This is a genomic window from Nocardia sp. BMG51109, assembly GCF_000526215.1.
Classification (GTDB): Bacteria; Actinomycetota; Actinomycetes; order Mycobacteriales; family Mycobacteriaceae; genus Nocardia.
Genome location: NZ_JAFQ01000004.1, coordinates 2,118,555 through 2,133,789, shown reverse-complemented (window position 1 = coordinate 2,133,789; position 15,235 = coordinate 2,118,555). Strand labels below are relative to the sequence as shown.

Here is a 15,235-nt window from a genome sequence, read left to right as displayed (position 1 = left end):
CTCACCACCCGTAAGTCCGCTATCGCGGGGGCGGGGCGCCGGGGAGTGGTGACGGGGTGGAACGGCCGGAATTCGGCGGTGGCACCGGCGCCTGGCCGTCGATGAGCACATCGCCGCGGGCCGAGCCGGTGATCGTGGAGAAGCCGTCCTGGGTTCCCTTGCCCACCAGGCAGTTCAGCCGATGACTGCCGACCAGCCAGCTGCGCGTATCGAGGTTGTCCCAGAAGATGGTCAGCGTCTTGTTGATCAGCGCGTCCTGCCCGCCGAGGTATTCGTCGGCGGCGCGGGAGCACTCGTCCTGCATGAACTTGTCCTGGTCGGCGTTGTCCGGTGCGGCGCCGGTGAAATGCGCGCCCAGGTCGACCGCCGACATCACCTCGTAGGCATGCGGTTTGGCGCAGTCGACCGGCTCGTTGGTCGGCAGGCTCTGGCTGATGCCTATGCAGGTGCCGGCCTCGAAGGTGCGGGACTGGTCGCTCTCGCTCACCCGGCCCGCGGTCGGCTGGGTGGCGTTGCCGGTGGCGCTGACCAGCTGCAGTCCGCAGCGGATGGTGCGGTCGCCGTTCGCCCAGCCGGGTTCGCCCGGGTTGATCATGCCGACCACGAAGCGACCGCGCGGGTCGAGACGGCCGCCGAGGTAGGAATTGGCGGCGGGGGTGCAGTGCTCGTCGCGGAGTTCGGAGAAGCGCAGCGAGTCGGGGAATCGCGAACCGGGCCCGAATTCGCGGCCGGGATAGCGGCTCAGGTCGATGTCGGCGGTGACCTCGAACAGGTGCTCGTCGGCGCAGTTGACCTTCTGCAGATCCAGTGTCTTGGCGTTGGTCCAGGACAGGCAGTCGCCGGATTTCGCGCTGCCGAACGCCGTCACGGCCCGCTTGCCGGCCGGCCCGCTGCCGGGATCGTGCGCCTCCAGGCCGTTCGAGCTGCGGAAACCGGTGAAGAACATGGTCACCAACGCGGCCACGACGGCGCCGATCGCCACCGCCAGCAGCCCCCACCGCAGCTTGTGCGCGGGCAGGTGCACCCGCCGGGACGGCGTGGCGTGTGCGGACGACCTCGAGCCGCGCCGATCCGGACTACCGGGGGCACCGGTCGGTTCGCTGCGGGGGTCGGGCGCCTGAGGCACGTCATCGGTGGACATCGCGCTCCATCATGGCAGTGCTGTCTCCGACCCGCTACGACCTGTCTCCGACCCGCCGCGCCTTGTGCTCCCGCGATCTGTTCTTCCCCGACCCTGTCTTCCCCGACCGGCCGCCGACTCGTTCCGGAGCGGCCGCGCGCGGGGGGTGAGCCCGGTATTGCTCGCTATACCTGTGGAAATTCGTTTTGCGGCGGCTACTAGGCTGACAACCCATGATCGACCTCCGATTCCTGCGCGACGATCCGGACGCGGTGCGCGCCTCGCAGCGGGCCCGCGGTGAGGATCCGGCGCTGGTGGACGCCGCGCTCGAGGCCGACGCCGCGCGCCGCGCGGCGGTCGCGACCGCCGACAACCTGCGCGCCGAGCAGAAGGCGCTGGGCAAGAAGGTCGGCAAGGCATCCCCCGAGGAGCGGCCCGCGCTGCTGACGCACGGGCAGGAGCTGGCGGCGAAGGTCAAGGAGGCCGAGGCGGCCGAGCATGCGGCCGATCGCGAACTGGACCGGGTGCAGCGCGAGCTGTCGAACGTCGTGCGGGAGGACGTCCCGGCCGGCGGCGAGGACGACTACGCCGTGCTCGAAACCGTCGGCACGCCCGCCGCATTCGACTTCGAGGCGCGCGACCATCTGGAACTGGGCGAGTCGCTCGGCGTGATCGATATGGAGCGCGGCGCCAAGGTGTCCGGTTCGCGCTTCTACTTCCTGACCGGCTACGGCGCGCTGCTGCAGCTGGGCCTGCTGCAGCTGGCGGCCCAGCGCGCGGTCGCCAACGGTTTCACCATGATGATCCCGCCGGTGCTGGTGCGCCCGGAGATCATGGCGGGCACCGGATTTCTCGGGCAGCACGCCGCCGAGGTGTACCGCCTGGAGGAGGACGATCTGTATCTGGTGGGCACGTCGGAGGTGCCGCTCGCCGGCTACCACTCGGGCGAGATCCTCGATCTCGGCGCCGGTCCCAAGCGATACGCGGGCTGGTCGTCGTGCTTCCGCCGGGAGGCGGGCAGCTACGGCAAGGACACCCGCGGCATCATCCGGGTGCACCAGTTCGACAAGGTCGAGATGTTCGTCTACTGCAAGCCGGAGGAGGCCGACGCGGAGCACCGGCGGCTGCTGGGCTGGGAGCAGGACATGCTGGCCGCGATCGAGGTGCCGTACCGGGTGATCGATGTGGCGGCCGGCGATCTGGGCAGCTCGGCCGCGCGCAAATTCGATTGCGAGGCATGGGTGCCCAGTCAGGGGACCTACCGCGAACTCACCTCGACATCGAACTGCACCACGTTCCAGGCGCGCCGGTTGTCGGTGCGCTACCGCGACGACAACGGCAAGCCGCAGACGGCGGCCACCCTGAACGGAACCCTGGCCACCACGCGCTGGCTCGTCGCGCTGCTGGAGAACCATCAGCGGGCCGACGGATCGGTGCGCGTTCCGGCCGCGCTGGTGCCGTTCGTCGGCCGGGAAATCCTGGAGCCGTTGCGGTAACTGGTGATTCGCGCGAGTGCCTGAAATGACGCATGTGTGCCCGTGCATGAGCCTAGAACGTCGAAATCTGTGACTTTGCCGGTCGATTCCTGCCGATGTGACTACTGCACCGGACAACTGTTCTAGGCTAGGCATCGTGCGAGGAATCGACTCTCGCGGCGATACCCGCACGCGGGTGCGGACGGCATCGGCGCTGGCGACGGCAATGGTCATGGCTCGGACCACGGGGGCCTTCTATGTGATGGGCGGGGTGCTGGGCCTGGTGATCACCGTCATCGCCCCGGGTGACGAGGGAAACCGGCCGCTGGTGGGCGCCGCGGCGGCGGTCGCGCTGCTGCTGGGGGTCAGCCTGCTGCTGTGGGGCCCGCGGCTGCCGCATTCGATTCACCACGTCTATGTCGCGGTGGCCACGATCCTGGTCACCGTTGCGGTGCACTGGTTCCCGAATACCGTCGGCGGTATCGGGCTTGCCGCATTCTACGTGTTCGTGGCCTGCGATGCCGCGATCTTCTTTGCCTGGCAATGGGTTGCGGCGCATGTGCTGTTCGCGGTGGTGCTGTGCCTGTGGGCCGTGCCCTCGCGGGGGCTGCCGTGGTGGTCGGGTCTGATACCGGCCGGTGTGACGGTGGGCGCGGGCATCGTCGTCGGAATCCTCACCCGGATGGCCTCCGACGCCGATATCGATGTGCTCACCGGCCTGCTGAACCGGCGCGGCTTCGATCGAGCCCTGAATACCGCCATCGCGCACGCCGGCCGCACCGGCCAGGGCCTGGCGCTCGTGCTGGTGGATCTGGACCGCTTCCAGAAGATCAACGACCATCTCGGGCACCGGGCCGGCGACGCCGTGCTGCAGCGGGTCGCCGACACCTGGTCCAAGCTGCTGGGGCCGGATCAGCGGCTGGCCCGCTACGGCGGCGACGCGTTCGCGCTGCTGCTACCCGACACCACCGAACAGGCCGCGATCCTGCTCACCGAGCAGCTACGGGCGGCGGTGACCACCGGATGTTCGGCGGGCGTCACCTCGTGGCAGCCGGGCGAATCCGGGTCGCTGCTGGTCAGCCGCGCGGACGTCGGTCTGTACCGGGCCAAGCAGGCCGGCCGCAACCGGACCGTGCTGGAGTCGTCGCGGCAGCTCCCGTTGGCGGTCGAGCTCCGCCAGGCCATCGACGAGGGCGCGCTGGACGTGCACTACCAGCCGATAGTGAGCCTGACCGAGGGCGGCGGCAAGGCCGTCGGCGTGGAGGCCCTGCTGCGCTGGTCGTCGAACGCCCAGCCGGACGTCACCACCGAGGGGCTCATCCGGGTGGCCGAGGAGTACGACCTGATCTCCGACCTGGACGAGCTGGTGCTGCGCCGCGCCTGCGCCGACGCGGCCCGGCTGCAGGACACCTTCGCCCAGCTCGATCTCACGCTGAACGTCAATGTGAGCGGGCTGGAACTGGCCGAATCCGATTACGCCGACCGGGTTTCCGGGATTCTCACCGATACCGGATGGCCCGCCGAGCAGCTGGTGCTCGAGGTCACCGAGAGCGAACTGGCCGCCGAATCGCAGACGGCCGTCGAGAACCTGAACACGCTGCGCGAGCGTGGCGTACGAATAGCGATCGACGACTTCGGCACCGGATACTCCTCGCTGAGCCGCCTGGCGACCATCCCGAGCGACATCCTGAAGGTCGACCAGTCCTTCGTCGCGGCGATCCGCTCGGGCACCCCGGCCCCGCCGCTGCTGGGAGTGATTGCGGCGCTGAGCAAGTCGCTGGACCTACAGGTCATCGCCGAGGGCGTGGAGACCGAGTACCAGGCGGCCGTGCTCACCGAACTGGGTTTCGCGCTGGCCCAGGGGTACCACTACAGCGACTCGCACCCGGTGGCGGAGCTGATCGACGATCTCAACGACCGGCACGGCCTGGTCGGCGCCGGAGCCGACCGCGAGTTCTCCACGAACGGCTGGGTCCCGATCGATAACCCCTTCGACACGGGATCGTTCGGCAGCCAGAACTGAGCATTGCGTTCGGCCGCCGGCCATCGGCGCTCGGTGTCTCGAAACGTCGCGCGCGGAAGAGCGTGCGTGAACGATCTTCGGCGATCGCTGATTCGACGGATCCGCACAGTCCGGCCGGTGCGTCGCGTCTCTCGCGATACAGGCGAGAAGGCCGCGGCTGAATTCGGGGATCGGTCCGAGGGGCCGGGGATGCGTGAGTCGGCCGGGGAGCCATGCCTGGTCGACAGACACAGGCGGCCCTGCGTCGGCGGCGGGCGAGTTCCGCATCGAGCGCTCGGGCGGTATGCCGTGGGTGTTGTGCGCACACGGTGATCGCGACGGGGGACGGTTCGACCGGGTAGTCGGCTGGGGGTCGAGTGCGGCGGCTGGGCCTGAGCGAGTCGGCGGGCCGGTGTCGGTCGTGCGGTGTCGGGAACTCGTTTCTCGAGTCGTTGTGGCGTGGTGGTGGGCGGGAGCCGGTGGGGATCCGGAGAATCGGGCGGGTGGGTAGAGGTTGGGGTATCGGGGCCGGGCTGTGTATCGGTGCGGGGGTGGCGGTTCAGGGGCGGGTGAACGGGGCGCTGGGGGTGCGGTTGCAGGATGGGATCGCGGCGGCGGTGATCAGTTTCGGGTCGGGGCTGGCGGTGTTGGCGGTGGTGTTCGTGGTGAGCGGGCGGTTGCGGGCGGGGGTTCGCGAGGTGTGGCGTGCCGTGGCGGGTGGCGGGCTGCGCTGGTGGCAGCTGCTCGGCGGGCTGTGCGGGGCGTTCTTCGTTGCGTGCCAGGGGCTTACGGTGGCGGCGATCGGGGTGGCGGCATTCACCGTGGCCACCGTGGCCGGGCAGCTGACGAGCAGTCTGGTGGTGGACCGGCTGGGGTGGGGGCCGACCGGGCGAACACCCGTGACCGCACTGCGCGTCACGGGTGCGGCGCTGGCCTTGGCGGCGGTCGGGATCTCGGCGGTCGGTGGGTCCGGATCGGGCGCCGCCGGGTCGGCGGCCGGGGACCTCGTGCGCGCCGTGCCGGCCGCGGCGCTGGTGCTGCTTCCGGCGCTGTCGGGTATCGGCCTGGCCTGGCAGCAGGCGATGAACGGGCAGATCGGCGTGGTGGGCGGGCCCTACTCGGCCACGCTGGTCAACTTCGCCGCCGGTGTCGCCGGGCTGCTGGTCGTCGAGGCCCTGGTGCTCGCCCGGGTCGGGTGGCCGCAGCGTTTTCCGACCGAACCGTGGCTGTACCTCGGCGGCGTCATCGGTGTCGTGTTCATCGCGCTGGGGGTCCTGGTGGTTCGTTGGATCGGCGTGTTGTTGCTCGGCCTGACCTCGGTCGCCGGGCAGCTGCTCGCGGCGGTGGTGCTGGACATCGTGGTGCCCACCGGCTCCGGATTGTCCGCGTCCACCGTTGTCGGCGGCGCCCTGACCCTGGTCGCCGTCGGTATCGCCGCGCTACGGCCCGTTCCGGCCCGGTCGTAGGAGCGCTTCGCCGGGCCGGCGGGGCGCTCCTGGCCGGATCGGATGCTCGGATGAAGTTGTCGGATGCTGCGTTGCGGGTGGCGTATGGGCCACAGGCATGCCGGAGGAGGGCGTGCCGGGTAATGCGGGATTGGGACGGGAGAGCACTGGGGAATGATGGTCGGATCGAAGGCCGGTGGTCGAGGAGGACGGTATGGCGGAGCTGGGTGTTGCGGTGATCGGGTACGGGCTGGCCGGGGCGGTGTTTCATGCGCCGCTGGTCGCCGCCGAACCGCGGCTGCGGGTGGCCGCGGTGGTGACGTCGTCGGAGCGGCGGGCCGAGCAGGCCCGGCGGGAACATTCGGGCGCGCGGGTGGTGCCGACCGCCGATGAGCTGTTCGCCGATCCTGCCGGGGTCGACCTCGTCGTGGTCGCCACGCCCAACCGCACGCATGCGCCGCTGGCGACCCGGGCGCTGGCAGCCGGACTGCCGGTGGTCGTCGACAAGCCGTTCGCCCTGACCGCCGCCGAGGGCGAGCAGATGATCGCCGCCGCCGAGCGGGCCGGCCGCCTGCTCACGGTCTTCCAGAATCGGCGCTGGGACAGCGACTTCCGCACGGTGCGCCGGCTGATCGAGGACGGCAGCCTGGGCGCGGTGCGGCGTTTCGAGTCCCGGTTCGAACGGTGGCGGCCGGTGCCGAAGGGTGGCTGGCGGGAGGTCGGCGGCGCCGCCGAGGGCGCGGGCATCCTCTACGACCTGGGCAGCCACCTCGTCGACCAGGCCCTGCACCTCTTCGGTCCGGTGGCCGGCATCTACTGCGAACTGGATTCCCGCCGCGACGGCGTACCCACCGACGACGATGCCTTCCTGGCGCTGACGCACGTCTCGGGCGTGCGGTCACATCTGTGGATGAGCGCCGTCGCCCCGCAGCTCGGGCCCCGCTTCCGGGTGCTCGGCTCCGACAGTGGTTATGTGAGCTACGGTCTCGACCCGCAGGAGGAGGCGCTCCGCTCGGGCCGCCGCCCGGACGGCAGGAAGCCTTGGGGCACTGTCGATTCCGAGAACTGGGGTCTGCTCGGCACCGAGGGCGACGTGCACCCCACGCCCAGCGAGCCGGGCGATTACCCGGCCTTCTACGCCGCGATGGCGGACGCACTCCTGGACGGGCTCCCGGTCCCGGTCGACCCGTGGGACGCCGTTGCCGCACTACAGGTTCTGGAGCAGGCGCGGTCGGTGGCAGCGGCGGAGTCCTGAAGCGGGACGGCACCGGGGTGTGCCGGTCAGACCAGCTTGCGGGAGCGCAGTTCGTGGCCCTTGGAGGTCTTGCAGCGGCCGGACTCCAGGTCCCACTGCCAGCCGTGCAGGTTGCAGGTGAGCGTGTTGCCCTCCACCACACCGAATTTCGACAGGTCGGCCTTCAGGTGCGGGCAGCGGCGCTGCACCTCCCAGCCGGCCAGCTCGCACGACGCCGAATCGTCGTGTGCCTCGGAGAACCAGCCGTCGGCGTAGGCGATGCGCTCGTCGGTGAGGCACTTGAAGAACGTGTACAGGTACTCGTTGTAGCCGCCGATGCGCCACGCCTGGAAGCGAGTGGACAGGAAGATGGTGTTCACCCAGTCCGGCTCGTCGTCGCGCAGCACGGTCCGCACCAGCTGCGGATCGATGCGGAATCCGTAGCGGTACTTGCCCTCTCCGTCGATCGGGCCGCGCACCACGCGCTTGGGGAAGTCCAGCACCACGGTCTCGTCGCCGAGTACCAGGCCGACCGGATAGCCGATGCCGTCGCAGATCAGGTCGCTCTGCGTCATGATCGGCTCGAACAGCTCCTTCAGCCGCGGGAGCAGCGGGTCCTCGCCGGACGCCCGGGACGCCCGCTCGGCGGCCAGCACCGGCGCCGCGCGCTCGGCCATCCGCTCGATGTATCCGGCCTTGTCGTCGTAGATCTCGGCCGGATCGAACGGATGGGTCAGGCTCAGGTCGGCGCCGTGGACGTCGGCCACCGAACCCGGAATCATCAGCACCCCACCCGAATTGCCGTGTTGGTGCAGATGTTCCAGGAACACCGTCTGGTCCGGGAAGATGTTGCCGTTCTCCTCGGAGAAGCGGTCGTCGCCGTCGTCGTTCAGGTAGCGCAGCTCCGGGTCCAGGAACATCGGCGGACCGGCGGAGGGGACCACCCAGGTCGCCGCGACCTGGTCGACGTAGCTGCGCGCCCGGTCCATCCCGCGCTGCCGCTTCTGCTTGCCGAAGTTGGCCTTGGTCCGCCGGGGGATGTCGTAGACCATCGGGTACCAGATGGCGCCCGAGTACTGGAGCAGGTGGATATCGATGTGGCCGAACTGTTCGTGCAGCACATCCATGTCGACCGGCCGCGCGTCGTTCATGTTGAAGCACACCGTCTCGCCGTCGGAGACCACCAGGCCGGAGTCGCCGATCGGCCCGTCGGCCGGGGCGCGCAGCGCGATGATCATCACGTCCAGCTCGGCCCCGCCGGCGCCGGTCACGGTGTGCTTGACCGAATCCTCGGTCTCGAAGAACGTGTGGAAGCCCAGTTTCTCCAGCTCGCGGCGGAGATCGGGCACCGGGTAGTCGGGCAGCAGGACGGTGGCGTCCTTGTTGATGTGTTCGGTCAGGTTCTTCGCGTCGAAGTGGTCCCGGTGCAGGTGCGACACGTAGAGGAAGTCGCAGTTGCCCAGCTCGTCCCAGTCCAGCCCGGTGTTGTCCGGGAACGGGAACCACGAGCCGAAGTACGCCGGGTTGACCCACGGGTCGCAGAGGATCGTCCCGGCCGCGGTGCGGATATGAAATCCGGCATGTCCGACGCTGGTGATCTGCACGAAGAAGTCCCTCCTGAACCGTTTTCAGCCACCCAGAGTAGCTCTGTCCGAATGGCGGCGCCTGCGGGTCCCTCCGTGGTTACGCAGGCTGCCGCCTCCGGGCCCGTCGCAGCCGCCGCGTGTCCGAATGGCGGCGCCCCCGGGCCCGGCGCAGGTGCCGCGTGTGCGAGAAGGGCGCCGCCCGCGTCAGGGCGAGACGTCGCCGATGCAGTAGCCCTGGTCGGTCTCGCGCACCGTGAACGTCCGCTCCTGCTGCGCGCCGGTGGCGTCGGTGACCGGCGCCGTCACCGCGAGATATCCCGTGCGCAGCTGCTCGGACGTGATCGACTGGTCGGCATAGGACCGCACACCGGTGAGCTTGTCCGGGGTGGCGGACAGCGGCGGCACGCTCGACCGGCCGCTGCCGGTGGGATCCCATGTCGCCGGGCTCGCCGCGCACACCAGCGGATGCGCGGCCTCCCGGTCGGCCGGGTCGAGCGGCCGGCCGGTGCTGCGGGCCAGATACCGCCGGACGGTGTGCCGGGCGTCGGCCGTGGTGAATCCGGTCTCGGCGCCGGCGGGGAAGACCCGCGGACAGGCGTACCCGGTGGCGATGTCGGTGCGGCCGGCGACGACCGTGACCGCCGCGGCGGCCGAGGTCGCTGCCGGACTCTGCCACACGACCGTGCCTCCGTCGGGGACGCCGGGTTCGGCGAGCGCCGCCAGCACCGCCTGCTTGTCGGCGTACATGGACTCCACGTCCTGCGGCGAGATCATCCAGCACTTGCCGGCCAGCCGCTGCGGCGGCAGTTCCTGCAGATCGATCGCCCAGCGGGTGAGCGCGTCGGCGGTCTCGGAGTCGGGCGTCGCCAGCGAGACGGTCACCGCCGCCTCGCCGGCCCGGGGCCGGGCGGGCGGCGCGGCCGACGTGGACGCCGCCGCGGATCTTCCGGTGTCGGTGTCGTAGTCGGTGCCCTCGATGCCGACCGCCGAATCGCATCCGGCCACGGCAACCGTCGCCAGCAGGCCGAGCCCTCCCATGCCGAGCTTTACGGCGCCGGGCCTTCCGAAGCCGAGCCTTCCGAGTAGCGTGCCCCGCCGCGTCCGGCCGTCTCGTGTGCGAGATGCTGCTCGGGGCCGTTTCACTGCGGTGAACCTCTTTCCTGCGCGTGCGCTGGGAGTGCCGAATGTGACAGCGACTACGCTAGCTGAATTGTGGAACCCGTCTACCGGACGATCATCGGCCTGGCTCGCACCCTCTTCTTCGCGCAGGGGTTGAAGTTCGACGTGCGCGGCGACGAGAACATCCCCGCGACCGGTGGCGCCGTCATCGCGATCAACCACACCGGATACATGGACTTCACCTACGCCGGACTGCCCGCCCGCACACCGAAGCGATACATCCGGTTCATGGCGAAGAAGGAGGTCTTCGACGACAAGATCTCCGGGCCGATCATGCGGTCGCTCAAGCATATTCCGGTCGATCGTTCGGCGGGCGCAGATTCCTATCACGCGGCGGTGGAGTATCTGCGCCGCGGCGAACTGGTGGGTGTGTATCCCGAGGCGACCATCAGCCGCAGCTTCGAGATCAAGGAATTCAAGTCCGGCGCCGCCCGGATGGCCATCGAGGCGGACGTCCCGATCATTCCGATGGTGATCTGGGGCGCGCAGCGGGTGTGGACCAAGGGGCATCCGAAGCGGCTGGGGCGCACCAACACCCCGATCTCGATCGCGGTCGGCGAGCCGCTGCGGCCCGCGGGGACCTCGGATGATGTCGCCGAGACCGCCGCGGAGCTGACCAGCACGCTGCGCTCGACGATGCAGCGATTGCTGGCGGAGTTGCAGCAGGACTACGTGCACGAGTCCGGGGCATACTGGGTCCCGGCCCGGCTCGGCGGGAGCGCGCCGACGCTGGCGGAGGCAGACGCGATGGATGCCGCGGAGGCCGCCGAGAAGGCCGCGCGCCGCACGGCCAGGAACGGTGCGCCCACGGACGGTGCGACACAGTAGAGGCACAGGAGTTTCGAGTATGGCGCGCGAGCCCGTCTTCGACATTCTCACCGGACTGGTCCGCACGCTGTTCCGGGCGCAGGGTCTGCGCATTGATATCGGCGGGCAGGAACATATTCCGCGCACCGGCGGCGCGGTGCTGGCGGTGAATCACACCGCGTATCTGGATTTCATGGAAGTCGGCCTGGTGGGCCGCGAATCGGGCCGCAACGTCCGCTACATGATGAAGGCCGAACTCGAACGCGGCATCGTGGGCTGGTTGATGAAGCAGTGCAAGGCGATCGGCGTGGACCGCAGCGCCGGCGCACAGTCGTTCGCGCGGGCGGTGACCGCCCTGCGCGACGGCGAGATCGTGGTGGTCTATCCGGAGGCGACCATCAGCCGCAGCTTCGAACTGAAGGAATTCAAGTCGGGCGCGGCCCGGATGTCGATCGAATCGGGCGTGCCGATCGTGCCGATGGTGATCTGGGGCGCGCAGCGGGTCTGGACCAAGGACATCCCGAAACGCCTGGGGCGACACCGGTTCCCGATCGCAATCCGGATCGGCGAGCCCATCCCGGTCCGCGATTCCGCGGACGCGCTCACCGCCGAATTGCGGGTGCGCATGGAGCGCCTGCTCGCCGACGCGCAGCGGGATTACGAGATGCCCGCGGGCGCGCGCTGGGTGCCGGCCCGGCTCGGCGGCGCCGCGCCGACACCGGAACAGGCGGCCGTCCTGGATCAGCGCGAACTCGAGCGCAGGCGGGCCGGGAAGACGAACCGCGAATAACGCGCGCGAAATCGATTCGTACCGCCGTCGGCGGGTAGTTGAAAACTGTCCTTTTTCACTGTCGGTGGCGCGAAAGTGCATCTGCAATGGATGGTCGCATTATTTCTTGGTGCGTCCGGAGAAAGTGGGTAGCGTCGTCCGCATGACGCGCTACGTGATGCCCGCGGAAACCGATCCGCATGCCCGGACCTGGCTGGCGTGGCCCGCCAAGGAATCGGTGTGGGAGGAGTTACTACCGCTGGTGCGCGCGGATGTGGCGCGGTTGGCGCGGGCGATTGCCGAGTACGAGCCGGTGACCCTGGTGGCCCGGCGCGAGCAGGTCGACGACGCGCGCCGGGCCTGCGGACCGGACGTGCAGGTGGTACCGGCGCCGATGGACGATATGTGGATTCGCGATACCGGGCCGATATTCGTCGGCGGTCCGGAGGGCGGCGCCGGCATCGATTTCAACTTCAACGGCTGGGGCCAGAAGTCGGAATACCACATGGATGCGAAGGTTGCTCGAAAGGTTCTCGAGCATGCCGGAATTCCACGGGTGGTCGCCCCGATAGTCGCCGAGGGCGGCGCATTGGAAGTGGACGGCGAAGGCACGCTACTGACAACCGAGAGTGCACTTGTCAATCCGAATCGGAATCCCGGATTCGACCACGGGGAGATCGAGAACGCACTGGCCGACATGCTGGGCGTCACCAAGGTGGTCTGGCTGCGCGGCGTTGCCGGTGAGGATGTCACCGACTGCCACGTCGACGCGGTGGCCCGGTTCGCCGAACCCGGTGTGGTGCTGGTGGATCGGCCGGTGCATCCCGACCCGGGCGACGTATTCGCCCGGGCGGCGGTCGAGGCCCGCGAGATCCTGCGCGAGTCCACGGATGCCGCGGGCCGCGGCTTCGAGATCATCGAGCTCCCGCAGCCCGACGTCACGGCGCTGCCCGGCGAGCGCGGACCCGACTTCCTGTACTCCTACGTGAACTTCTACGTCGGCAACGGCGCGGTGTACATGCCCGCCTACGGTGACCGGCACGGCGACGACCGCGCCGCCGGGATACTGGGCGACGCGTTCCCGGGCCGTGAGGTGGTGCGGGTCGAGTACAACGCCGTCGTGGAGGGCGGCGGCGGAATCCATTGTTCGACGCAGCAGCAGCCGCTGGTGACGGCGTAGCCGGCTAACTGGGGTCCGAGCCGCGGATCGCGGCGAACCAGGTGGCGACGGCGGCGGCGACCGTTGCCGCGCCGAGGAATACGAGGAATCCGCCGCCCGCCAGATAGATCCAGAACAGCGCGGCGAACGGCGCGACGACGGCGAACTGCGCGTCCAGCACCAGCCGTCGGCCGAACCGGGCCGACCGGGCCGCATGCGCCGGCCCGTCCGGATCGGGGCGGGTGGGGTTATCGATGAGGCGCCCGGGCGGTTCCGAATCCCGGAGCGGGCCCGACGGATACAGCCGCAGCTCTCCGACATGTACGGTACCGTGCCCCAGTCGGGCCGTGGCCGCCGGGAGCGTGACCAGGGCGGGATCGAAATACACCGGCAGCCGCCGGATTCGGCCGTCCACCTCCAGCTCCAGCCAGGACCGGCTGATCAGGCGATGCTGCTGCCGCACGCGCTTGCATTCCGCGACCCCGGGCGCTACCCGGCGCACCCGCAGCACCCCGAACGCCACGGTGAGCCGGAAGGCCGTGTACCCCAGCACGATCAGCCCCACCGTCGCCAGCATGCTCAGCTGCTCCAGATCGGCGAACGGCGCCCAGGCGAGGCAGGTCACCAGGGCGCCGATCGTCGTCAGGACCGGATAGGCCAGGGGATGGCCCGGGCCGGAGATCACTTCAGGAAGCCGACCTTCGTCCAGTCGTAGGTGGCCAGGCCGCGCGCGCCGTAGTTGGCGAGGTTGGCGCGCACCGCGACGATGCCCGGGGTCTGCAGCAGCGGCAGCGAGTGCCCCTCCTCGAAGACCTTGCGGTCGACCTGGTTGGCCAGCTGCACCGCCTTGTTCTCGTCCAGTTCGGACACCGTCTGCTCGATCAGGTCGTTGAGCTCCGGCGAGCCGATCCGGCCGTAGTTGCCCTGGATGTCGTTCGGGTTGTAGCCCCAGATCTGGTTGATGCTGCTCAGCGGGAAGGGATCACCCACCCAGCTGAACTGCGCGACATCGAAGTCACCGGGCTGGATCACATCGGTGAAGTAGCCCTTGCCGGGCTTGGTGTCGATGTTGAGCTTGACGCCGATGCGGGCCAGATTCTGCTGCATGATCTGTGCCATCTGCACCCAGGTGTCCTGGTTGTACATGACGTCGCGGATCTCGAGCCTGCGGCCGTCCTTCTCCCGGACGTCGCCGTTGAGCTTCCAGCCCAGCGCATCGAGTTCGCGGGCCGCGGCGTCGGGGTCGAAGCCGAGGCTGTTGTCCTGGTAGCCGGTCTGGCCCTCCAGATAGATGTGGTTGTTCAGGGGCTTGGGATCGGCGACGAGTCCGTTCTGCATGGCCGTGGCGATGCCCTGCCGGTCGATGGCCTTCGAGATCGCCACCCGCACACCGGGATCGGCCAGTATCGATCCGGGCGCGCCGTTGAAGGTCAGGTGCGACCACTGGGTGGCCGGTGAGCGGCGGATCGCCACGTCCGGAATGCTCTGCGCCGTCTTCAGCTCGTCGCGGCTGGCGACTCCGGCGGCGTCGATCTCGTTGTTCTGCAACGCCGGAATGGTCGCCGCGGCGTCGAGAACGCTGAAGGTGACGGTGTCGAGCTTCGGCGTCGCCCCCCACCATTTCGGATCGCGGCCGAGGACGATGCGGCCCTGTGCCCGATCAACGGACTGAATCGTGAACGGTCCGGCGGTCACGGGCAGGCCGTCGACGAGGCTCTTGTTGAATGCCTCCGGGGACGACGTGACCGACTTCGGATACAGCATTCCGTTGCCGGAGAACTGGCCCTTCCACTCGGCGTAGTGCTTGTCGAAGGTGATGACCGCCTGCCGGTCGTCGACGCCACGTTCGACCTTGGTGACGCGGTCGAAGCCCTGGTTGTTCGCGATCAGGTACGACTTGTCCCGACCGCTCAGCGCGTTCGCCTGGGATGCGATGTCCTCCCAGGTGATCGGGGTGCCGTCGGACCACATCGCCTTGGGGTTGATGGTGTAGGTCACCTGCTGCGGCTCGGTGCTGGTCAGCTCGACGCTGGTGAAGTAGTTGGTGTCGACCGCCGGGTTCCCCGCGGCATCGACGGTGAAGGCCTGCGGCATCATCGGGCGCTCGATGTTGGTGATCTGGGCGTCGTTGCCGTCGACGGTCAGCGTGTTCCAGTTCTCCGGCAGCGACGACACCGACACCCGCAGGTTGCCGCCGTCGCGCAGCTCGCTGACGTCGTGCGGGTTGATGTCGTTGGTGGTGCCGATCGAGGACGTCCCGGTGCCGGTGCTATCCGAACCCGCGCAGCCGGACAAGACCAATCCGAGCGCGACCGCGGGAATCGCGAACCGGGACACTGTCGAACGAATCCGCATGGACCGCTCCTTCCGTGGGGGCCGGGTGATCATTTCGTGCCGCCTTCCTCGAAGACCTTACGGTCCACGTCGTTCGCGAGTTCGACGCCTTTCCGGCGGGTCGA

Annotated in this window: 12 protein-coding genes; 7 read left to right on the top strand and 5 right to left on the bottom strand. The window is 69.3% G+C overall.

The window, feature by feature from the left end; genetic code table 11:
* Positions 1 to 19 precede the first annotated feature (19 nt).
* On the bottom strand, positions 20 to 1,141 hold the full coding sequence (locus D892_RS0111105) for a septum formation family protein (RefSeq protein WP_024801306.1): 1,122 nt from the start codon (positions 1,139 to 1,141) through the stop codon (positions 20 to 22).
* 212 nt (positions 1,142 to 1,353) lie between these two features.
* Here D892_RS0111105 and serS point away from each other — a divergent pair, with 212 nt between their 5' ends.
* The 4 genes from serS (at position 1,354) to D892_RS0111085 (ending at position 7,297) form a co-directional block, all read left to right on the top strand.
* Positions 1,354 to 2,616, top strand: coding sequence for a serine--tRNA ligase (gene serS / locus D892_RS0111100; protein WP_024801305.1), 1,263 nt, complete (start codon positions 1,354 to 1,356; stop codon positions 2,614 to 2,616).
* 136 nt (positions 2,617 to 2,752) lie between these two features.
* Positions 2,753 to 4,618, top strand: a complete 1,866-nt coding sequence (locus D892_RS0111095) for a bifunctional diguanylate cyclase/phosphodiesterase (protein WP_232236057.1) — start codon at positions 2,753 to 2,755, stop codon at positions 4,616 to 4,618.
* Between the two features lie 482 nt (positions 4,619 to 5,100).
* Positions 5,101 to 6,063, top strand: coding sequence for a DMT family transporter (locus D892_RS0111090; RefSeq protein ID WP_024801303.1), 963 nt, complete (start codon positions 5,101 to 5,103; stop codon positions 6,061 to 6,063).
* 193 nt (positions 6,064 to 6,256) lie between these two features.
* Positions 6,257 to 7,297 (top strand): Gfo/Idh/MocA family oxidoreductase, encoded by a 1,041-nt coding sequence (locus D892_RS0111085; protein WP_024801302.1) that lies wholly within the window; start codon positions 6,257 to 6,259, stop codon positions 7,295 to 7,297.
* A gap of 26 nt (positions 7,298 to 7,323) precedes the next feature.
* Here the strand turns inward: D892_RS0111085 and D892_RS0111080 are convergent, their stop codons facing one another.
* Both D892_RS0111080 and D892_RS40920 read right to left on the bottom strand, forming a co-directional pair.
* Positions 7,324 to 8,880: a Rieske 2Fe-2S domain-containing protein gene (locus tag D892_RS0111080; protein ID WP_024801301.1), complete on the bottom strand. Its 1,557-nt coding sequence runs from the start codon at positions 8,878 to 8,880 to the stop codon at positions 7,324 to 7,326.
* A 186-nt stretch (positions 8,881 to 9,066) separates the two neighbouring features.
* A complete protein-coding gene (locus tag D892_RS40920; protein ID WP_024801300.1) occupies positions 9,067 to 9,900 on the bottom strand; it encodes a hypothetical protein in 834 nt (277 codons plus the stop codon).
* A 174-nt stretch (positions 9,901 to 10,074) separates the two neighbouring features.
* On the opposite strand from D892_RS40920, the gene D892_RS0111070 reads away from it, so the two are divergent.
* From D892_RS0111070 to D892_RS0111060, 3 genes are all read left to right on the top strand, one after another.
* Entirely contained in the window at positions 10,075 to 10,869 is a 795-nt protein-coding gene (locus D892_RS0111070) for a 1-acyl-sn-glycerol-3-phosphate acyltransferase (RefSeq protein WP_024801299.1), read from the top strand.
* Between the two features lie 19 nt (positions 10,870 to 10,888).
* A complete protein-coding gene (locus tag D892_RS0111065; RefSeq protein ID WP_024801298.1) occupies positions 10,889 to 11,638 on the top strand; it encodes a 1-acyl-sn-glycerol-3-phosphate acyltransferase in 750 nt (249 codons plus the stop codon).
* Between the two features lie 142 nt (positions 11,639 to 11,780).
* On the top strand, positions 11,781 to 12,797 hold the full coding sequence (locus D892_RS0111060) for an agmatine deiminase family protein (protein WP_024801297.1): 1,017 nt from the start codon (positions 11,781 to 11,783) through the stop codon (positions 12,795 to 12,797).
* A gap of 4 nt (positions 12,798 to 12,801) precedes the next feature.
* Here D892_RS0111060 and D892_RS0111055 read toward each other — a convergent pair whose 3' ends face one another.
* On the bottom strand, positions 12,802 to 13,461 hold the full coding sequence (locus D892_RS0111055) for a hypothetical protein (protein ID WP_024801296.1): 660 nt from the start codon (positions 13,459 to 13,461) through the stop codon (positions 12,802 to 12,804).
* Positions 13,458 to 15,131 (bottom strand): ABC transporter family substrate-binding protein, encoded by a 1,674-nt coding sequence (locus tag D892_RS0111050; RefSeq protein WP_024801295.1) that lies wholly within the window; start codon positions 15,129 to 15,131, stop codon positions 13,458 to 13,460. The genes D892_RS0111055 and D892_RS0111050 overlap by 4 nt, the downstream gene beginning before the upstream one ends.
* Positions 15,132 to 15,235 lie beyond the last annotated feature (104 nt).